Source organism: Plantactinospora sp. BC1, from assembly GCF_003030345.1.
GTDB lineage: Bacteria > Actinomycetota > Actinomycetes > Mycobacteriales > Micromonosporaceae > Plantactinospora.
On record NZ_CP028158.1, the window covers coordinates 3,739,342 to 3,759,992 of the forward strand.

The window sequence follows — 20,651 nt, forward strand, 5'->3', positions numbered from 1 at the left end:
GCTGGCCGGCGTACCAGCGCGGGTACGCCGGCCACCCATCCCCCTCGACGGAAGGAACCCCCATGAGCGGTCCGTCCCATCCGCTCCGTACGGCCGCCGCCGCTCTCGGCGCCGTACTGCTCGCCGCCGGCCTGGTCGCCGGCCCCGCCCCGAGTGCGGTCCGCGCCGCCGCCACCGTCACCAACCCGGGCTTCGAGTCCTCCGGCGCCGGCCAGAGCCCGACGGGCTGGTCCGAGTCGTCCAGCTCCGGACAGCAGAGTGCCAGCTTCACCGAGGCCGGCGGGCGATCCGGCAACTACCGCCTGTCGCACTGGGCCTCCGGCGCCTACCGGGTGGAGACCCACCAGCAGCTCACCGGGTTGGCCGCCGGGGCGTACACGTTGCGGGCCTGGGTCCGCTCCGGCGGCGGCCAGGTCGCCGCGTACCTGGCGCTGCGCGGCTGCGGTGGCGCCGAGCAGCGGGCCGCCATCCCGACCGCGTCGAGCTGGACCCAGGTGTCGGTGACCGCCCAGGTGACCGGCGGGCAGTGCACGGTCGCGGTGGTCTCCGACGCCCAGGCCGGCAACTGGATCAACGTCGACGACGTCGAGTTCACCGGCGGCGGTGGCACCAACCCGGGTGCGGCCGTCCCGATCCGCGGTGTCGACATCTCCACCCTGCTCAAGAGCCAGGACCGGGGCGGCGTCTACCGGGACGCGGCCGGCACCCAGCGGGACCCGTTGCAACTGCTCACCGCGAACGGGGTCAACTACGCCCGGCTGAAGGTCTGGGTCAACCCGGCCGACGGATACAACAACCGGGCCCGGGTGCTGACCATGGCCAGTCGGATCAAGGCACAGGGGATGCGGCTGCTGGTCGACTTCCACTACTCGGACAGCTGGGCCGACCCGGGCAAGCAGAACAAGCCCGCCGCCTGGAGCGGCTACAACTTCAACCAGCTCCGGGACGCGGTCTACAACCACACGTACGACGTGCTCAACGCGCTGAAGGCGCAGGGTACGACGGCCGACATGGTGCAGGTCGGCAACGAGATCAACGACGGCATGCTCTGGCCGGACGGGCGGAGCAACAACTGGGCGAACCTGGCCGCCCTGCTCACCGCCGGCAGCAACGCGGTGAAGGCGGTGAACAGCTCGACCCAGGTGATGCTGCACCTGGCCGAGGGCGGCAACAACTCGCAGCACCGGTGGTGGTTCGACCAGGCCACCTCCCGAGGCGTGCCGTTCGACGTGATCGGGGTGTCGCACTACCTCTACTGGCACGGCTCGCTGGGCAGCCTCCAGGCGAACCTGAACGACCTCGCCGCCCGGTACGGCCGGCCGGTGGTGGTCGCCGAGACCGCGTACGGCTTCACCCTGAACGCCGACGACAGCGAGCCGAACATCTTCAACTCCTCGTTGCAGTCGGCCGGCGGCTACCCGGCCACCCCGCAGGGTCAGGCCGACGCGCTGCGGGCGGTCTTCAACGTCGTCCGGTCGGTGCCGAACGGTCGGGGCCTCGGCGTCTTCTACTGGGAGCCCACCTGGACGGCGGTGCCCGGCAACGGCTGGGACCCGACCAACCCCTCCTCGGGCAACGGCTGGGAGAACCAGGCGCTCTTCGACTACGGCGACCGGGCGCTGCCGGGCCTGGCGGTCTTCGGCTCGGTGTAAACGCGGGGCCCGACCCGTCCGGCGTGGTACGCCGGCCGGTGTGCCACTGCCGCGGCGGCCTCGGCCCGGACCCTGCGGGCCGGGGCCGTCGCCGGCTGGGCGACAGCACGCACATAAGATTGGCAGACGTAAATAAAACCTGTTACAAGCTGTTAGCGACAGCCGCGGCTCAGGATCGATGTCCTTCAATGTAATCTGGTAGACGGCGTCCGTTTACCCACCGGCCACCGGATGTAACCAGGAGGACAGGACCCATGCCCCAACTCGCCCTCTTTGCGGCGGACATCGTCGCAGTGACCCTGCTCGTGTTCGGGCTCTACTTTCCACGCCACCGGCGTCGAGACCTCGTCGCCGCGTACCTCGGCGTCAACATCGGGGTGATGGCGGTGGCGAGTTCGCTCGGCACCAGCAGCGCCGGCACCGGCCTGGGTCTCGGTCTGGCGCTCTTCGGGGTGCTCTCCATCATCCGGCTCCGCTCCACCGAACTCGACCAGCACGAGGTGGCGTACTACTTCTCGGCGCTGGCCCTCGGCATCCTCTCCGCCCTCGGCGGCGGCCCGGCCTGGCAGGTACCGACCATGATGGCCCTGATCCTGGTGGTCATGTTCGTCGGCGACCACCCCCGGCTGTTCCGCAGCTACCAGCGGCAGAGCATGTTCCTCGACTCGGCCATCACCGACCACGTCGCACTCGTCGCCTACCTCGAACAGAAGCTCGGCGCCCGGGTGCACTCGGCCAGCGTCCAGCGCCTCGACCTGGTCAACGACACCACCCTGGTCGACGTGCGCTACTCGCACCCGTCGGTGCAGCGGGCTGTCCGCAACGTCACGGTCTCCACCGGTGGGGTGCCCCGATGACCAGCACCGCCGTTGACTGCGCCCTGCCGGGGCACCTGGACCCGATCGGGCTGGACGAACTCACCGAACGCGCCGCGTTGCAGACCCGGGTGGACCGCAAGTACGTGCTGCCGCTGCACGAGGCGCGGGCGGTCGTCGCACAGGTCGGTCCGGACACCCTGGCCCTGGAGATCGACGGACGCCGCTCCTTCGAGTACCGGTCGGTCTACTTCGACACCCCGGAACTGACCAGCTATCTGCTCACCGCCCAGCGCCGGCGGCGCCGGTTCAAGGTGCGCACCCGGACCTATCTCGACTCGGCGGAATGCTGGCTGGAGGTGAAGACGCAGGGTCCCCGGGGCAACACCGTGAAGGACCGGCTGCCGTACCGGGCGGACGACGAGACCAGCCTCTCCCCCGGACGGCAGTTCGTCGACGGCGTACTCGCGCGGGAGTCGATCGAGATCGGCGACCGGGTCTTCGCCCCCGTCCTCGTCACCAGGTACCGGCGCAGCACCCTCTTCCTGGCCGCGACGGTGAGCCGGGTGACCATCGACACCGAGCTGACCTGGGAGGGGGACGACGGGCCGCTCCAGTTGCCGGGACTGGCCGTGGTCGAGACCAAGACCGGGTCGACCGCGTCCTGGGTGGACCGCCTGCTCTGGGCCCGGGGCCACCGGCCGACACGGATCTCCAAGTACGCCACCGGGCTGGCCGCGCTCCGACCGGACCTGCCGTCCGCACCCTGGCGCCGCACCCTGCGCCGGCACTTCACCTTCATCGGGGCCACCGACGGCCACCGGTCCCACCTCGACGTCGACCGGTCCGGCCTCAGCCTCGTGGCGAGTGCGGTCCGTCCCGCGAACAGCTCTGGAACGGAGTAGGGAAGATGCGCACACTCGGCTACTACCTGGCGGGCGTCCTGGTCGCCGCGGCGATCGGCCCGGCGGCGGGGCCCGCTCCGGGATGGGGCGACGGCTCCGACCGTCCGGCGTCGGTCGCCCAGGAGACGGCGGCCCAGACCGGCGGCGAGGCCGCCGCCGGGGCGGCGGGCGGCAGCACCGACGCGGCGGCGGAGGCCCAGGCGGACCCGACCGGCGACATCACGTTCTCGGTGCCGAGCGGCACCTTCCAGGGCGAGGTCTCGGTCGCGCTGGGCAGCACGGTGAGCGGGGCGGAGGTGCGGTACACCACCGACGGCCAGCCGCCGAGCGCCAGTTCGCCGGTCTACTCCGGCACTCCGCTGCGGTTCACCCGTACCACGCAGGTGCGGGCCCAGGCGTACCTGAGCGGCGCCCCGACCGGCGAGCCCGGCACCGCGATGTACGTCGCCCGCGCGGTGAACACCGCGCACGACCTGCCGGTACTGCTGCTCGACGCGTACGGGCGGGGCGCACCGGGGCGGGACTACATCGACACCGCCGTCATGCAGTTCTCCCCGGTGAACGGGACGACCTCGCTCTCCGCCGCGCCCAGCCTGGTCAGCCGGGGCGGCTTCCACCTGCGCGGGCAGTCCAGCGCGATGTTCCCGAAGACGCCGTACCGGCTGGAGCTGCGGGACAACGCCGACGACGACGTCGACCTGCCGCTGCTGGGCATGCCGGCCGACTCCGACTGGGTACTGCGCGGCCCGTACAGCGACAAGGCGCTGATCCGGGACGCCTTCATGCACGGCCTGGGCCAGGACATGGGCCTGTACGCCCCGCGCTACGCCTTCGCCGAGGTGTACGTGAACACCGACGCGAACCCGGTCGCCGCGAACGACTACCTCGGGGTCTACCTGATCGTCGAGACCATCAAGAACTCGAAGAACCGGCTCGACCTGAAGCAGCTCGACGAGGACGACGTCACGCTGCCGAAGCTGACCGGCGGATACATCTTCAAGTTCGAGTGGATGGCGGCGGAGGAGCCGACCCTGCCCTGCCAGGGCGCGGACGCGACCTGCTGGCACTACCTGGAGGTGGTCGACCCGGACCCGCTGCAACCCGCGCAGGCGGAGTGGCTGCGGCAGCACATCCAACAGTTCCACGACCTGTTGCGCAGTCCCGGATTCGCCGATCCGGTGACGGGATATTCGTCCTTCATCGACGTCGACTCCTTCGTCGACCAGCTCATCATCAACGAGTTCGGTCGGGGCATGGACGCCTACCTGCGCAGCGCGTACTTCCACAAGGACCGGGACAGCAAGATCGTCGCCGGTCCGCTCTGGGACTTCGACCTGACCTTCGGGGTGGGCGGCTTCTTCCAGAACGACCAGATCGCCGGCTGGCAGCACCAGCAGACCCGTACCCCGAGCGCGAACGACTGGTTCCAGCGGCTGCTCCAGGATCCGGCCTTCGTCAACCGGGTCAAGGTCCGCTGGCAGCAGCTCCGCCAGGGGGTACTCTCCAACGCCCAGCTCCAGGCCCGGATCGACCGGTTGACCGCCCCGCTGACCGCCGCCGCGCAGCGGAACTTCCAGCGCTGGCCGAACCTCAGCACCCGGATGGTCGGCCCGTTCATCACGCCGACCTCGCCGACCTGGCAGGGACAGGTGCAGTTCATGCGGGACTGGATGTTCCAGCGGGCGGCGTGGCTGGACACCACCGGCGGCTGGGGCTCCGGCGGGACCAACCCGACCACTCCGCCGACCACCAGGCCGCCGACCCCGCCGGCCAGCACCCCGCCGGCCACCGGCCCGACGTGTACGGCCGCCTACAGCGTCACCGGTCAGTGGACCGGCGGCTTCCAGGCCAGCGTACGGGTCACCGCCGGTTCGGCCGCGATCACCGGCTGGCGGGTCAACTGGACGTACGCCAACGGGCAGACGGTCAGCCAGTCCTGGGAGGCGACCGTGACCAGCAGCGGTGCGACGGTGACCGCGACCAATGCCGCGCACAACGGGGCGCTCGGCGCCGGGGCGAGCACCACCTTCGGGTTCCTCGGCACCTGGAACGGCACGAACAGCCTGCCCACACCCACCTGTACGGCGTCCTGACCACCCGCCGCGGGTAGCGGTACTCCTGCCGGCGTCGGCCTCCTGGCCGGCGCCGGCAGTGTGTTCCGGGTCACCCCGAGGAATCATCCGTGGCTACGGACGTGTTGTCGTCGATAGTTTCCCGATATATCGTTGAGCTATCAACGACAGTCTGAAGGAGGCCCACGTGGGTTTTCACCGAGGGTTCCACGCGATGCACGAGGCCCGGATGCGCGGCTTCGGCTTCCCGCCCGGCGGCTACGGCCACGGAGGCGGCCACGGCCGGGGTGGCGGCCGGGGACGCGGCGGCGGCCGGGGACGGCGACCGAACGTCCGCGCCGCCGTACTCGCCCTGCTGACCGAGCGCCCGATGCACGGCTACGAGATGATCCAGGAGCTGGACTCGCGTACCGGCGGCGCCTGGCGGCCGAGCCCGGGGTCCATCTATCCGACCCTGCAACTCCTGGAGGACGAGGGCCTGATCGCGGCCAGCACCGAGTCGAGCGGCGGCCGACGCCGCTTCGGGCTCACCGAGGCCGGGCAGGCGGAGGCCACTCAGGCGGCCGCGCAGCCGCCGTGGGCCGAGTTCGCCCAGGACACCATCAACAGTTGGCACGACATCCGGGAAGCCGGCTTCCAGGCGATGAACGCGCTGCGTCAGGTGATGATGACCGGCACCGACGACCAGCGGGAACGGGCCGCCCAGGTGCTCGACGAGACCCGGCGCAAGCTCTACGCCATCCTCGCCGAGTCGGATTCCGAGTCGGCGGAGTGAGCCGAAGCTCGGCCGGGCCGGCGGTTCCGCGCCGCGCCCGGCCGAGCGCAACGCTCAGCGCACCGTCACGATCGGCCTGGCGACGGTCAGTGCACCGTCACGATGGGCTTGGCGACCAGGTCGCGCAGCTCCTCGGGCAGTTCGGCACCCATCTCGTCGGCGAGCCGGACGGCCTCCTCGATCAGGGTCTCCACGATCTGCCCCTCGGGCACAGTCTTGATGACCTGGCCCTTGACGAAGATCTGCCCCTTGCCGTTGCCGGAGGCCACCCCGAGATCCGCTTCCCGCGCCTCGCCGGGACCGTTGACCACGCAGCCCATCACCGCCACCCGCAACGGCACCGGCAGCCCCTCCAGGCCGGCGGTGACCTCCTCGGCCAGCTTGTAGACGTCGACCTGGGCCCGGCCGCAGGACGGACAGGAGACGATCTCCAGGCCGCGCTCGCGCAGCCCGAGCGACTCCAGGATGGCGGCGCCGACCTTGATCTCCTCGACCGGTGGCGCGGAGAGCGAGACCCGGATGGTGTCGCCGATCCCCTCCGCGAGCAGCGCCCCGAAGGCGACCGCCGACTTGACGGTGCCCTGGAACGCCGGGCCCGCCTCGGTCACCCCGAGGTGCAGCGGATAGTCGCACTGCTCGGCCAACTGCCGGTACGCCCGGATCATCACCACCGGGTCGTTGTGCTTGACCGAGATCTTGATGTCCCGGAAGCCGTGCTCCTCGAAGAGCGAGCACTCCCAGAGCGCCGACTCGACCAGCGCCTCGGCGGTGGCCTTGCCGTACTTCGCCAGCAGGCGCTTGTCCAGCGAGCCGGCGTTCACCCCGATCCGGATCGGTATCCCGGCCGCCGAGGCCGCCGCAGCGATCTCCTTGACCTTGTCGTCGAACTGCCGGATGTTGCCCGGGTTCACCCGGACCGCCGCGCAGCCGGCGTCGATCGCCGCGAAGACGTACTTCGGCTGGAAGTGGATGTCGGCGATCACCGGGATCTGCGACTTCTTCGCAATCGCCGGCAGCGCCTCCACGTCGTCCTGGGACGGCACCGCCACCCGGACGATCTGGCAGCCGGAGGCGGTCAGCTCGGCGATCTGCTGGAGCGTCGAGTTGACGTCGGCGGTCAGGGTGGTGGTCATCGACTGCACGGAGACCGGGGCGCCGCCGCCGACCAGCACGGAACCGACCTTGATCTGCCGGCTGGCCCGCCGGGTCGCCAGCGGTGGCGGCGGTACGGCGGGCATGCCGAGGCTGACGGCGGTCACTCTGTCTTCACCTCTGGATCAGGGTTATCGGATTGACCACGTCGGCGGTGATGGTGAGCAGCGTGAACGCGCCGCCGATCAGGATCAAAGCGTACGTTACGGGCATCAGCTTGAAGTAGTCGACCCGCCCGGGGTCGGGCTTGCCGAGTCGGGCGAAGAGCCAGGACCGGGCCCGTTCGAACCAGGCGATGGCGATGTGTCCACCGTCCATCGGCAGCAGCGGGAGCAGGTTGAAGACGCCGATGAAGAAGTTCAGCGAGATGAAGAGGAGGACGAAGACCTCCCAGAGGCCGTGCTGGACCGCCTCGCCGCCGAGCCGGCTCGCCCCGACCACGCTGATCGGGGTGTCGATGTCCCGCTCCTCGCCGGTGATCGACGCCCAGAGGGCCGGAACCTTCTGCGGGATCCGTTGCAGCGCCTTGACGGTGTTGACCGCCATCTCGCCGGTGAAGTCGGCGGTGGCGCCGAAGGCACCGATCGGGCTGTAGGTGATCGTCGGCGGGGTACCGAGCCCGACGCCGAGAGCCGAAACCGGACCGGCCGGCCCGTCCGCCTGGTCCTGCGGCGGGCGCTGCACCTCGGCCAGGTTGACCTGGGCCTTCTGGGTCGCGCCGTCCCGCAGGTAGGTCACCTCCACCGGGCCGGGCTTGGTCGCCCGCACCGCGTCCAGCATCTGACCCCAGTTGGCCACCGGGATGGTGCCGATGCCGGTGATCACGTCACCGTCGCGCAGGCTGGCCTGGCCCGCCGGGCTCGCCGGGTCGCCGGCCTGGCAGGCCCGGGCCGCGTTCTCCTTGACCACGCAGGGCGCGATCTCGATCCGGGCCGGCTCGTTGCGGATCTCGGCGGTGGTGGTCGGATAGTCGGGGTTGGGCAGCCCCATGAAGATGGCGGCGAACCAGAGGGTGACGATGGCGAGGGTGAAGTGCGCCACCGAGCCGGCGGCCATCACCGCGGTCCGCTTCCAGAGCGGGTACCGCCACATCACCCGGGGCTCGTCCGCCGGGTCGACGTCGTCGTCCTGCGGCGTCATGCCGACGATCTTGCAGAAGCCACCCAGCGGGATCGCCTTGATGCCGTATTCGGTCTCACCTCGCCGGAACGACCAGACGGTGGGGCCGAAGCCGACGAAGTAGCGGGTGACCTTCATCCCGAACCGCTTGGCCACGAGCATGTGCCCGGCCTCGTGCAGGCTCACCGAGATCAGGATCCCCAGGGCGAACGCCACCACCCCGAGCAGATACAGCATCAGGCTCCTTCCACCGCTTCCGCGATGATCTCCTGGGCGTGCGCCCGCGCCCAGGACTCGGCGGCGAGCACCTCCTCGACGTTACCCGGTTCGGCAAAATCCGGGGCCGCCTCCAACACCCGCTCCAGCGTGTCGACGATGCCGAGGAACGGCAACCGGCCGGCGAGGAAGGCGGCGACGCACTCCTCGTTCGCCGCGTTGTAGATCGCCGGGCGGCAGCGGCCGGCCGCACCGGCCTGCTTCGCCAGGCGTACGGCCGGGAACGCCGACTCGTCCAGCGGCTCGAAGCGCCAGCTCTGGGCCGCCGTCCAGTCGACTGCCGGAGTGGCCCCGCCGACCCGGTCCGGCCAGCCGAGGGCGAGCGCGATCGGCAGCCGCATGTCGGGCGGGCTGGCCTGGGCCAGCGTCGAGCCGTCGACGAACTCGACCATCGAGTGGATCATCGACTGCGGGTGCACCACCACGTCGATCTGGTCGTACGGCACGCCGAACAGCTCGTGGGTCTCGATCACCTCCAGCGCCTTGTTCACCAGGTTGGCGCAGTTGATCGTGACCACCGGCCCCATGTTCCAGGTCGGGTGCGCGAGCGCCTGCTCGGGGGTGACGGCGGTCAGTTCCTCCCGCCGCTGTCCCCGGAACGGCCCGCCGCTGGCGGTGAGGATCAGCCGGCGCACCTCGGCCCGGCTGCCGCCGCGCAGGCACTGGGCCAGCGCCGAGTGCTCGGAGTCGACCGGCACGATCTGGTCCGCTCGCTGGAGGGCGGCCCGGACCACCGGACCTCCGGCCACCAGCGACTCCTTGTTGGCCAGCGCGAGGGTACGCCCGGCGCGCAGCGCGGCCAGCGTCGGCGCCAGCCCGAGGGAACCGACGACACCGTTGAGCACGATGTCGCAGGGCCACTCGGCCAACTCGGTCATCGCGGCCGGACCGGCAACGATCTTGGGAAGCTTGAAGTCGCCGCTGGCCCAGCCGCGCTTGGCGGCCTCGGCGTAGAAGGCGAGTTGCAGGTCCTGCGCGGCGGATGCCTTGGCGACGCCGACCGCCTCCACCCGGAGTTCCAGGGCCTGGGCGGCGAGCTGGGCCACGTTGCCGCCGCCGGCGCCGAGCGCGACCACCCGGAACCGGTCGGGGTTGCGCCGGACGATGTCGATCGCCTGGGTACCGATCGAGCCGGTCGAACCGAGCAGGACGATCTCGCGGGGAGAACTCACCCGGCCATTCTCCCTGACCGGTCCTGGACGTCCGCTGGGAGCCTTGGCTTTCCCGGTGTCAGGTCCTCCCGGTGTCACGCCCCGTCGGCCCGACGACCGTCGACAGCGAGGGCCGGCGTCGGCCCGCCGCCCGTCTCACCCGGGAGCAGCCCCCGGTCGATCAGGAAGCGGGTCAGCTCGTCGGCCTGCCCGTCGGTCAGGCCAGCCCGTGGAATGTCCCAACACGTCAGGCCACCGGCCTGCCAGAGCACGAAGCCGAAGGGACAGCTCCGGGCCCGCGCGACCAGGTCCCAGCTCAGCGCCGTCCGCGCCTGCGCCGAGTGCCAGGCCAACTCGTCGTCGGTCAACCGGAAGGTCCGATCCGCGTACCAGGCCACGGGCAACCGGGCCACCACCTGGCGGGCCATGACGAACGGCTTGATCAGCCAGCAGATTCCCAGCCCCCGGCCGGACAGGGACGCCGAAGGCGGTCAGCGAGCCCTGAGGGTACGCACAAAGGAGCGCCAGGCCGGCGGCGCGAAGGTCAACACCGGGCCGGCCGGGTCCTTGCTGTCCCGCACCCCGACCACGCCCGGCAGGTTTCCCGCCACCTCCACGCACTCGCCGCCGTGGCCGTTGCTGCGGCTGCTCTTGCGCCAGAGAGCACCGTTCAGTTCCATGACTCCGCCACTTCCCGGATCATCTCGATCGACTGCTGATGGGACAGTGCCTCGGCCCGGACCGAGTCCCAGAGCTGCTGGACGGTCTTGACGTCCCCGGCTCGCTCGACGAACCGCCCGTCGAGCTGGTCGTCGAGGTAGGCGACGTCGTCGCCGCCGGGATGGGTCACGATCACGAAGGGGCCGTTCAGGCCAGCGTACGCGCCGACGCTGGTCGGGACGACCTGGATCCGGACCCGGGGCTGCTCGGCGCAGAGCTTGACGATGTGCCGGAGCTGGTCGCGCATCACCTCGGCGCCGCCGACCGGCTGGTGCAGGACCCGTTCGTCCAGCACGGCGGTGAACATCGGCGGGTCGGGCCGGCTCAGGATCTCCTGCCGGGCCAGCCGCGTCGCCACCTGCTCCTCCACCTGCTCGGCGGTGAGCAGACCGCCGCTGGCCAGCAGCGCCCGGGCGTACGCCTCGGTCTGCAACAACCCCGGAATCACCGACAGTTGGAAGCAGCGGATGTCGGTGGCCTCCTGTTCGGCGATTACCCAGTGCCGGAACCACGGCATCACCGGCCCCGGGCCGAGCACGGCCTGGATGCGTTCCAGCAGGCCACCGGTGTCGAGCACGCCGTCGCAGCGCTTGGCGAACTCCCGCGTCGGGCGGCGCTGACACAGCTCGATCTTCGCCACCAGCGCGGAGGAGAAATTGATCCGGTGTGCCAGGCCGTCCTGGGAGAGCCCGGCCACGCCGCGAAATCGGCGTAACTCTCCGGCGAACAGACCGAGTGTCGTGGGTGTGCCAGCTTCGGCCACGGACAGGCTCCTTACCTGCGGATTGTGCATCCCGGACAACGGGCCGGGTGCTCGGCTCGACACTTCCGAGAGTAGTCATCCGATCACCAGACTGGAACCCGGGAAACGCGCCCGACGGCAGACCGGGACCCCCGACCCGGTGGGCGCCCCGCCCCGGGGACCGGCTCGCAACTCGTCCTTGCCCGAGCCGGTCCCCGGGTTCCCAGCCCGAGGAGGTCGCGGTCCGATGTGGTCACCGTTCCGACGCCAACCCCAGCCCATCCGGTACGCCCCGGTGCACCGGCGCAACTGGCGGCGCCTCTGGTGGCGGCACTGCCGTTGTGGTGACCGGTGGCCGTGCCCGGACCGGTTCAACCCGCCGCCGCTGGTCCCGCCGTACCCGTCGGGGCCTCGGACGTACCCGTCGGGGCCTCGGATCGGCGCGAACCTGCCGCCCCCGCGTCCCCCCGAGCGTCCGACGAACCGGGGACCGATCTGGAGGTCCGATCGGCTCCGGAGCGTGGCCAACGGCTCCGAACGCCACCGACCCGGAGTCGGCCCGCCGTCCGCCTGGCCAGAGCAGTTTCAGACGTGAACCCGGCGACGCGTCCGCCGTCCGCCCGGCCGCACCTGCCGTTGCGTCCATTGTGGATATGCCGGACCTGCGGCCAGCCATGGCCGTGCGCGGTGGCACGGCTGACGTTGCTGGCCGACTACCGCGACGACCTGGTCGGACTGCACGTGTACCTCGGTGCGGCGCTCTTTGCCGCCACCGCCGACCTGTACCGGCTCAACCCACACCCCGGCCCCGACCCGGCAGCCCTGTTCGCCCGGTTCCTCGGCTGGGCCCGGCCGCACCGAAGCTGAACTCGGCCGCACCGAGGCTGACCCCGGCCGCACCGCACAGACCGGGGCCCGACCCGGGACCGGTCACGATGGGACCGAACCGGTCATTGGCGGCTGAGCCGAAAGGTCTCCAACTCCTCGCCGCCGTACCAGTCGGTGCGCCGGCCGACCGAGGCCATGCCGATCCGCCGGGCGACCGCCATCGACGCCTCGTTGCCGGGGGCCACCACGGCGTAGATCTCCGGCACCCCGGCGGCGAAGCCCCGCTCGACCGCGCCCCGGGCCGCCTCGGTGGCGTAGCCGTGCCCCCACGAGTCGGGGTGCAGGTGCCAGCCGACCTCGATGTCGTCGGTCAGCTTCGTCTCGTCGCGTCCGGGCAACGGCTTCAACATCACCGTGCCGACCACCAGGCCGTCCTCCCGGCGCTGCGCCGCCCAGATGCCGTACCCCGCGCCGAAGGTGGCGTTGCGGGCGTGCCACCGGCGTACCGTCTCGGCGGCGTCGGCCGGCTCGCGGAGCGGGAAGATGGGCGCGCCGAGGAACCGCACCACCTCCGGCCGGGAGTACGTGTCGAAGACCCGGGCCAGGTCATCGGGCTCCAGCGTCCAGTCGCGGACCACCAGCCGCTCGGTCTCGTAGATCGTCACGCGGCCGGATGCTAGTCACCCGGTACCCGGTCAGCCAGCCATTTGCGACCCAGGGCAGCCGTATCCGGCCCCACCGCAGGCTCAGCGTCAGCCCTCGTTGTTGCCGAATGTAGGTGTCCGGGTGGCCTCCATCGAAGGCGGCAGCGGCGAGGGTGACCTGCTCGTCGTGGTCGTTACGTTCCAGAGGCCATGTAGGCGGCGGGGATGTGGTTGGGGCGTCGGTCGAAAGTCCCCACCTTGCTACCGAGTGCGGGCAGCGACGATGATGTGCTCCATGTCGATCATCGCACATATCAGCGACACCCACTTCGACGGCAGTGAACGCGCATTGGCTCGCTCTCGGCGGATTATGGCTTACCTGCGCGGTTGTGACGTCGACGTGATCCTGGTGACCGGTGATCTCACAGACAATGGTGATGTCAAAGAATATGAGCAGGTCAAGACCGAACTCGTGGCTGACGTCCCGGTCCTGCTGCTACCCGGCAACCATGACGACCGGGCTGCCTATCGCAAGGTTCTGCTCGACGACGACGGTACGGCGCCAATCAACCAGCTGCACCGAGCGGGCGGTATGTCATTCGCGCTATGTGACTCCACCATTCCCGGGCAGCACGAGGGCCTGCTCGCGCCCGAGACCCTCGATTGGCTGCAAGGCGTCCTCGCCGAAGCCGAGGAGCCGGTCTTCATCTGTCTCCACCACCATCCGATCCGGTTGAACCATCCACTCCTCGACAGCATTCGGCTCCGCAACCCCGAGGAACTCGCCGCGGTGGTGAGCGCATCGTCAACAGCGACCGCGGTCCTGTGCGGACACGCGCACGCCGCCGCTACGGGAACGTTCGCCGGCCTGCCATTGATCGCGGCACCCGGCATCTTCTCCACCACCCGCCTGCCGTGGACCACGACCGACGAGCTCACCTGGTCGAACACTTTCGACCGCGATGACGTTCCTGGCCTGGTGTTCCACGTTCTGGAGGACGGCCAACTGACAAGCCACTTCCGCAGCGTCGCCGCGTGACATCGTCGCCGTCAGATTGGCGCCCGAGGGAGGGTGCGCCACGCGGCCGCAGGATCGGTCGCACCGGCTCTCGTACGGTCACGACCAGCAGTGGTCGTAGTGTGGCCGCATGACCGGAATGAACAACGGGTCGCTCCATACGGCCGAAGCCAACGGAATCCTTCTGGCATACCGGGTTGCCGGTGACCCGGCTCGCCCGCCGATGGTGCTGCTGCATGGCCTCGGTGACGACGAGCGAGACTGGCAGGATGTACTGCCCCACCTCGCCGAGGACCACCGGGTGTACGCGCTTGACCTTCGGGGTCACGGCCGCAGTGCGCGCCCTGGCCACTATTCGTTCGAGTTGATGTGCAACGACGTGATCAGCTTCCTCGACGTCATCGGCATTGAACGCTGTGTGCTGATCGGCCACTCCATGGGAGCGGTAGTGGCGACCCTCGTGGCTCAGACCGCCGCGCACCGACTCACCCATCTCGTCCTGGAGGACGCGACGCCACCGCGCCCAGGGGATCTGGCGCGTCCTCCGCTGGCTGCGCCGGACGAGCCAACCCCCTACGACTTCGCCGCGGTCAACGCGGTACGCAAGCAACTCGACGACCCTGACCCGGCCTGGTGGGACGGCACCGCGGTCGTCAATGTCCCCACCCTGATAGTTGGCGGGGCGCACAGCAGCATCCCGCAGAGCCTGCTCGCGGCAACGGCGGATCGGATGCCCGACGCCACCCTGGTCACCATCGCTGCTGGCCATTACGTACATCAGGAGCGTCCGGCAGAGTTCCTTGCCGCCGTCGACGGCTTTCTCGCCGCCCGCCCGGTCAAATGAATCCGCACTCATGCCTGGCGTCGCATCGCCACGTCGTCGACGGTGCGCCTCGGTCGTGAGCTACGGCAGGCAACGACCTTCACCGCGATCGGTGGCAACGGCACACATTCAGCCGTGCCGCCACGGCACAGCTCGTGGCCGTGGGTCGGCCGCTCTCTCACCCGCGCTCTTCGGCATGAGCGCAGCCCCAGCCGGCAGCATCGGCAGCCGCGGCCGTTACGCACCGGCAAGCGAATCAGGCTGTGGTGGGTCGAGTCGGGGCCGTCTCGGTGGCACCCAGTTCATCCGGCACAGCCGCCGGCGAGGTCGGCCGTGACTCGCGGATGCCGTACCGGCGGTAGACCCGGGCCAGCGGAGCCGGCGCCCACCAGTTCCACCGGCCCAGCAGCCGCATCGTGGCCGGTACCAGCAGCGCCCGCACCAGCGTCGCGTCGACCACGATCGCCACGATCATCCCGATCCCGATCAGCTTGACGAAGACCACGCCACCGGTGGCGAAGCCGGCGACCACGACGATCAGCAGCAGCGCGGCGGCGGTGATGATCCGACCGGTGTGCTGGAGTCCGGTGGCCACCGAGGCGGTGTTGTCACCGGTGGCGTCCCACTCCTCGCGTACCCGGGAGAGCAGGAAGACCTCGTAGTCGGTGGCGAGCCCGAAGAGCACCGCCAGCATCAGGATCGGATTGCTCGGTTCGATGAAGCCGGTCGGGGTGAAGTCGAGCCAGTCGGCGAGGTGCCCGTCCTGGAAGATCCAGACCACCACGCCGAACGACGCGCCGATCGAGACCAGGTTCATCAGCACCGCCTTGATCGGCAGCAGCACCGACCCGAAGGCGAGGAAGAGCAGTACCAGGGTTGCCGACGCCATGATCAGGGCCATCAACGGCAGCCGCGAGGTGAGACTCTCCAGCAGGTCCACGTCGAAGGCGGGCCGGCCGCCGACGAGTACCTCCGCGCCGGGCGGTGCCGGCATGTCCCGGACCAGCCGTACCACCCGCTCCGCCACCGGACCGGTCGGTTCGCCGGGATAGGTCAGCGACAGCAGCGTGGAATCGCCCCGGTTCGCGGTTACCTGCACCCCGGTCACCCCGGAGACCCGGGTCAGCTCGTCGGCGAAGCGCTGCGTGTCGGCGGCGGAGGCACCGGAGACGAGTACCTCGATCGGGCCGACGCTGCCGCCCGGGAAGTCCGACTCGATCCGCTCGGCCACCATCCGGGGCACCGCGTCGGCCGGCAGTACCCGCTCGTCGAAGCCGCCGGCCTCCATCCGCACCGAGGGGGCGGCGAGGACCGCGAGGACCGCGAGGACGCCGAGCAGGTAGAGCACCGGTCGACGCATCACGCTGCGGGCCAGCCGGGCCCAGGCGCCGGAGCCGCCGACGCCCGCCGCGCCGACCGGGTCGGCTCCGTCCCGCCGCCGCTGCCACGGCAGGCGTACGGCCAGCGAGTTGATCCGCGGTCCGAGTACCGCGAGCAGCGCGGGCAGTACGGTCAACGCGGCGAGCATGGCGACCAGGACGGCGGCCATCCCACCCAGCCCCATCGAGCGGAGGAACGACTGCGGGAAGATCAGCAGACTGGCCAGGGCGGTGGCGATGGTGAGCCCGGAGACCATCACGGTCCGGCCGGCGGTACTCATGGTGCGCCGGATCGCCTCGGGGCTCGAACGGCCGGCGGCGAGTTCCTCCCGGAACCGGCTGACGACGAAGAGCGCGTAGTCGACGGCCATGCCGAGGCCGATCAGCGTGATGATGTTGATGGCGAAGACGGAGACGTCGGTGACCATGCCGAGCAGCCGGACGGCCACAAAGGCGCCGAGGATGGCGAGACCGCCGACCAGCAGCGGCGTCGCGGCGGCGGCCAGGCCACGGAAGATCAGGATGAGCAGTACCAGCAGCACCGGCAGGGAGAGCGTCTCCGCCCGGGTGATGTCCTTCTTGCTCTGCTCGTTCGCCTCGGCGAGGAAGGCCACGGTGCCGCCGGCCTCGGTGGTCACCCCGGGCGCGTCCAGGGCCGGCCGCAGTTTCTGGTACGCCTCGGCCTGCTCGTCCGGGTCGGTCGCCCGCAGCCGCACCGCCGCGTAGGTGGCGTGCCGGTCCGTGGAGAGCAGGGCCGGGGCCTGCGTCTCGTACCAGCTCGTCACGGCCGCGACCTCGGGATGCTGGCGGAGCCGGTCGAGGGTGCCGGTTACCGGGTCCCGGAACGCCGGCTGGTCGACGGTGCTGGTCGGGCTGGAGTAGAGGACGAGCAGGTCCGCGCCCTGGTTGCCGAGTTCGGCGGTGATCCGCTCCTGGGTACGGACCGACTCGCTGCCCGGATCCTCGAAGCCCCCGCCGGTCAGCGAGCCGAAGACCCCGGTCCCCCAGGTCGCCCCGACCGCGACCAGCACCAGGCCGGCGGCGAGCACGACCCACCGGAGTCGGACCACCGCCCTACCCCACCACGCGAACATCGCCCGCTCTCCTGTCGGCCGCCCGGGTCCCGGCTTTCCGACACCCTGATCAGGTGAACAGCATTCACTATCGCAACGGCGGTACTTCCCCAGCCTGTGGGCCTCACACCGGCACCGGCCAAGCGCGCACCGGGCCGGCCGGATCGAACTAGGCTTCCCGAGCATGACCGCCGAGCTACCCTCCCGCGCCGACGTCGTGATCGTCGGCGCCGGCCACAACGGCCTGGTTTCCGCGATCCTGCTGGCCCGGGCCGGCCTCGACGTGCTGGTGCTGGAGGGCTCCGACACGATCGGCGGAGCCGCCCGCACCGAGAACCCGTTCCCCAGGGTCCCGGAGCTGCGGCACTCCACCGGCTCCTACCTGCTCGGCCTGATGCCACCGGAGCTGATCCGGCTGCTCGACGTGAGGCTGCCGGTGCTGCGCCGGGACCCGCACTACTTCCTGCCCACCCCGGGCGGCCCCGGCTCGCCGTACCTGCTCTTCGGCGCCGACCGGGAGGTGACCCGGCAGCAGATGGAACGGTTCTTCTCCCGGGCCGACGTGGCGGCCGACGACGCGATGCAGGCCGAACTCGCCGCGCTCCGCGACGACCTGGCGCCGGCCTGGCTGGCCGAGCCGCTGCCGGTGCCGGAGACCGCCGACCGCTACATCCGGCCCGCGCTGCGCCAGGTCTTCGTCGACCTGGTACGCGGCTCGGTCGCCGACTACCTCGCCCGGTTCGACTTCCGCTCCGAGCTGCTGGTCTCGATGTACGCGGTCACCGACGGCCTCTCCGGGCTGAACGCCGGGCCGGACGACCCGGGTACCGGCCACAACTTCCTGGCGCACAACATGTGCCGGCTCCCCGGGGCGGGCGGCACCTGGATGATCGTGGCCGGCGGCATGGGCACCGTCAGCCGCACCTTCGCCGACGCCGCCCGGACCGCCGGGGCGAAGCTGTTGTCCGGTACCCCGGTCACCGCGATCACCCTGGACGGCGGCGCGGTCAGCGGCGTCGTACTCGACGACGGGCGGAGCGTCGCCACCGAGGTGGTGCTCGGCGCCGGTGACCCGTACCGGCTGATGGAGCTGGTGCCCGACGGCGCGCTGCCGGCCGCGCTCACCGAGCGGATGGCGGCGGTCCGGCGCACCGGCACCACCCTCAAGGTCAACCTGGCGCTCGCCGGGCTACCGGACTTCTCCTGCCTGCCCGAGGGGGCACCGAGCCCGTTCGGCGCCACCATCCACCTGCTGCCCGGCTCGGCGGCGCTGCTGCCCGGCTCGGTCGGCTCTGGCGGCTCGGTCGGCTCGGTCGGCTCTGCCAGCTCGGCCGGCTCGGTCGGCGACGCGCCGATGGCGGCGTTGCGCGGCATGTGGGCGGACGTCCAGGCCGGCCGGCTGCCGGAGGAGCCGACCATCGAGTGGTACCTGCACACCACCGTCGACCCGTCGCTGCGCGACGCGGCCGGGCACCACTCGTCGGCGCTCTTCGTGCAGTCCGTCCCGTACGCCCCGACCGGCGGCTCCTGGGACGAGCTGCTGCCCGGGTACGTGGCCCGGCTGCTGGAGATCTGCGACCGGTACGCCCCCGGCACCAGCGAGCTGGTCGCCGACGCGGTGCCGCTGACCCCGCCCGGCATCGAGGCACACTTCGGGATCACCGGCGGGCACATCCACCACGTCGACAACACCGTCTCGTTCACCGACCGGATGCCGTACGCGACCGGCGTCGACGGGCTCTACGCCGGCAGTGCGGGCTGCCACCCCGCCGGCAGTGTGATCGGTGCCGCCGGGCACAACGCGGCCCGGCGCATCCTCACCGACCTCGGTCGGGTCGGCCCGGCCGCCTGACGCCACAGCCCGGCCGCGTGACGCCACAGCCCGGCAGCCTGACCGGAGCGCCCTTCCGGGCGCCTCAGCCGGCGGTCTCGGACTCGGCGGCGGGCGCCGGGGCCTCGCCGACCCGGTGCGCCCGGATCGAGTGCCCGACGCTGGTCAGGCAGCGCCCGCTGGCCAGGTCGAAGCGCCAGCCGTGCAACTGGCAGGTGAGCTGGTTCTCCTCGACGATGCCGAACCGGGTCAGATCCGCCTTCAGGTGCGGGCAGCGCCGCTGCACCACCCAGTCGCCGAGGGTGATGTCCTCGGCGTCGGTGGCCCGCTCGTGCTCGTCGTACCAGCCCTCGGCGTACTGGAGGCGCTCCTCGGAGAGGCACTTGAAGAAGGCGTAGACGAACTCGTTGTACTGGCCGATCCGGGCCGCCGAGAAGCGGCAGGAGAGGAAGAGGGAGTTGACCCAGTCCACCTCCTCGATGTGCAGCAGGTGCTCGACCAGCGCCCGCTCGGTACGGAACCGGTAGCGGACCTTCTCGTCCGCGTACGGCCGGACCTCCTTGCCCGGGAAGTCCACCAGGATGGATTCGACGGTCTCCCCGTCGTAGCCGACCAGGTCGAACCGGACCGGCCCGCCGACGCCCTTGGCGAGATAGATCGACTCGTCGAGCAGCGGCTCGATCCGGCGCTTCATCTCGGCCAGTACGTCGATCTCCGGGTGCCGCCAGGACGCCTTCGCCGCCTCGATCACCGGCCGCGCCCGCTTCTGGTACTCCCGCAGGTGCTCTTCCTTCTGCTCGAAGAACTCCCGCACGTCCGGCACCGGGTGGGTGGTGTGCACGCTCTCCGTGCCGATCTCGGAGACGCTGCCGGGGAGCAGGATCACCCCGTTGTCGTAGCCGAGGCTGTTGTAGTGGTCGAGGAAGACCTGCTGGTCGGGGAAGATGTTCCCCTCGTCGCCGTGGATGTCGTTGAACTGCCACAGCTCGTCGTCGAGGAAGCAGGGCGGGCCGGCGATCGGGAAGACCCAGGACGCCTTGAGGTCGTCGATGTAGCGGATCGTCCGGTCCATCTGCCGGTCCCGCTTCTGCTTGCCGAACGCGGTCTTCGCCGCGCTGGGCAGCTCGTAGACCATCGGGTACCAGATCGCGCCGGAGAACTGGAGCAGGTGCGCGTGCACGTGCCCCAGCTCGGCGAAGACGCCGAGATCGGTCGGGCGGGCGTCGTTCTGGTTCAGCAGCCGTACGCCGTCGTACTCCACCCAGAGCGAGGAGTCGCCGATCGGGCCGTCGGTGGGACTGGTCAGCGCCTGGATCATCACCTTGAGGCCGCCGTCCAGCTCGACGACCTCGTCACTCCTGGTCCGCAGGAAGCTGGTGAAGCCGAGTTCCCGCAGCTCGTCCTCCAGCTCCGAGGTCGGGTACTCCGGCAGCAGCACGGTCGCCTTCTTCGAGATGAAGCGCTTGAGGTGCGCCGCGTCGAAGTGGTCCCGGTGCAGGTGGGAGACGTAGAGGTAGTCGACGTCGCCGAGCGTCTCCCAGTCGAGCTGTGAATTGTCCGGGAAAGGGAACCATGAGGCGAAGTAGGCCGGGTTGACCCACGGGTCGCACAGGATGCTGCCCGCACCGGTGTCGATCCGCATGCTCGCGTGCCCCGTACCGGTCAAACGCACCGCA

The 20,651-nt window shown here is 70.7% G+C and carries 18 protein-coding genes; 9 read left to right on the top strand and 9 right to left on the bottom strand.

Going from position 1 to position 20,651, the window contains the following annotated elements; all coding sequences use genetic code 11:
* Positions 1-62: 62 nt before the first annotated feature.
* From C6361_RS16140 to C6361_RS16160, 5 genes are all read left to right on the top strand, one after another.
* Complete coding sequence (locus C6361_RS16140) at positions 63-1,652, top strand: arabinogalactan endo-1,4-beta-galactosidase (protein ID WP_107258497.1); 1,590 nt, start codon at positions 63-65, stop codon at positions 1,650-1,652.
* Between the two features lie 254 nt (positions 1,653-1,906).
* Entirely contained in the window at positions 1,907-2,509 is a 603-nt protein-coding gene (locus C6361_RS16145) for a DUF4956 domain-containing protein (protein WP_107258496.1), read from the top strand.
* Entirely contained in the window at positions 2,506-3,372 is an 867-nt protein-coding gene (locus C6361_RS16150) for a polyphosphate polymerase domain-containing protein (RefSeq protein ID WP_107258495.1), read from the top strand. Before C6361_RS16145 ends, C6361_RS16150 begins: the two co-directional genes overlap by 4 nt.
* 5 nt (positions 3,373-3,377) lie before the next feature.
* Positions 3,378-5,465, top strand: coding sequence for a CotH kinase family protein (locus tag C6361_RS16155; protein ID WP_107268225.1), 2,088 nt, complete (start codon positions 3,378-3,380; stop codon positions 5,463-5,465).
* A 166-nt stretch (positions 5,466-5,631) separates the two neighbouring features.
* The gene (locus tag C6361_RS16160; protein WP_107258493.1) at positions 5,632-6,219 is read left to right on the top strand and encodes a PadR family transcriptional regulator; all 588 of its coding nucleotides are present in this window, start codon (positions 5,632-5,634) and stop codon (positions 6,217-6,219) included.
* Between the two features lie 86 nt (positions 6,220-6,305).
* Here the strand turns inward: C6361_RS16160 and ispG are convergent, their stop codons facing one another.
* The 6 genes from ispG to C6361_RS16190 all read right to left on the bottom strand — a co-directional run bounded on the left by ispG (position 6,306) and on the right by C6361_RS16190 (position 11,400).
* Positions 6,306-7,478 carry a flavodoxin-dependent (E)-4-hydroxy-3-methylbut-2-enyl-diphosphate synthase gene (ispG, locus tag C6361_RS16165; RefSeq protein ID WP_107258492.1) on the bottom strand — a complete coding sequence of 391 codons (1,173 nt, stop codon included), beginning with the start codon at positions 7,476-7,478 and terminating at the stop codon, positions 6,306-6,308.
* Positions 7,479-7,485: 7 nt separating this feature from the next.
* Positions 7,486-8,727 (bottom strand): RIP metalloprotease, encoded by a 1,242-nt coding sequence (locus C6361_RS16170; protein WP_107258491.1) that lies wholly within the window; start codon positions 8,725-8,727, stop codon positions 7,486-7,488.
* Positions 8,727-9,938, bottom strand: coding sequence for a 1-deoxy-D-xylulose-5-phosphate reductoisomerase (dxr, locus tag C6361_RS16175; RefSeq protein WP_107268226.1), 1,212 nt, complete (start codon positions 9,936-9,938; stop codon positions 8,727-8,729). The genes C6361_RS16170 and dxr overlap by 1 nt, the downstream gene beginning before the upstream one ends.
* Positions 9,939-10,012: 74 nt before the next feature.
* Entirely contained in the window at positions 10,013-10,345 is a 333-nt protein-coding gene (locus tag C6361_RS16180) for a YcxB family protein (RefSeq protein ID WP_107268227.1), read from the bottom strand.
* A gap of 63 nt (positions 10,346-10,408) precedes the next feature.
* Complete coding sequence (locus C6361_RS16185) at positions 10,409-10,597, bottom strand: DUF397 domain-containing protein (RefSeq protein ID WP_107268228.1); 189 nt, start codon at positions 10,595-10,597, stop codon at positions 10,409-10,411.
* Positions 10,588-11,400, bottom strand: coding sequence for a helix-turn-helix transcriptional regulator (locus tag C6361_RS16190; RefSeq protein WP_234359522.1), 813 nt, complete (start codon positions 11,398-11,400; stop codon positions 10,588-10,590). Before C6361_RS16190 ends, C6361_RS16185 begins: the two co-directional genes overlap by 10 nt.
* A 570-nt stretch (positions 11,401-11,970) precedes the next feature.
* On the opposite strand from C6361_RS16190, the gene C6361_RS16195 reads away from it, so the two are divergent.
* A complete protein-coding gene (locus tag C6361_RS16195; RefSeq protein ID WP_107268230.1) occupies positions 11,971-12,246 on the top strand; it encodes a hypothetical protein in 276 nt (91 codons plus the stop codon).
* An 83-nt stretch (positions 12,247-12,329) separates the two neighbouring features.
* Here C6361_RS16195 and C6361_RS16200 read toward each other — a convergent pair whose 3' ends face one another.
* Positions 12,330-12,872 (bottom strand): GNAT family N-acetyltransferase, encoded by a 543-nt coding sequence (locus C6361_RS16200; protein ID WP_107268231.1) that lies wholly within the window; start codon positions 12,870-12,872, stop codon positions 12,330-12,332.
* 274 nt (positions 12,873-13,146) lie between these two features.
* On the opposite strand from C6361_RS16200, the gene C6361_RS16205 reads away from it, so the two are divergent.
* Complete coding sequence (locus C6361_RS16205) at positions 13,147-13,890, top strand: metallophosphoesterase (RefSeq protein ID WP_107270987.1); 744 nt, start codon at positions 13,147-13,149, stop codon at positions 13,888-13,890.
* Between the two features lie 109 nt (positions 13,891-13,999).
* Positions 14,000-14,713 carry an alpha/beta fold hydrolase gene (locus tag C6361_RS16210; RefSeq protein ID WP_234359523.1) on the top strand — a complete coding sequence of 238 codons (714 nt, stop codon included), beginning with the start codon at positions 14,000-14,002 and terminating at the stop codon, positions 14,711-14,713.
* Between the two features lie 235 nt (positions 14,714-14,948).
* Here the strand turns inward: C6361_RS16210 and C6361_RS16215 are convergent, their stop codons facing one another.
* Entirely contained in the window at positions 14,949-17,165 is a 2,217-nt protein-coding gene (locus tag C6361_RS16215; protein ID WP_107268232.1) for an efflux RND transporter permease subunit, read from the bottom strand.
* Between the two features lie 163 nt (positions 17,166-17,328).
* On the opposite strand from C6361_RS16215, the gene C6361_RS16220 reads away from it, so the two are divergent.
* Entirely contained in the window at positions 17,329-18,996 is a 1,668-nt protein-coding gene (locus C6361_RS16220; protein WP_107268233.1) for an NAD(P)/FAD-dependent oxidoreductase, read from the top strand.
* Positions 18,997-19,060: 64 nt separating this feature from the next.
* Here C6361_RS16220 and C6361_RS16225 read toward each other — a convergent pair whose 3' ends face one another.
* Positions 19,061-20,647 carry a Rieske 2Fe-2S domain-containing protein gene (locus C6361_RS16225; protein WP_107268234.1) on the bottom strand — a complete coding sequence of 529 codons (1,587 nt, stop codon included), beginning with the start codon at positions 20,645-20,647 and terminating at the stop codon, positions 19,061-19,063.
* Positions 20,648-20,651: the final 4 nt, after the last annotated feature.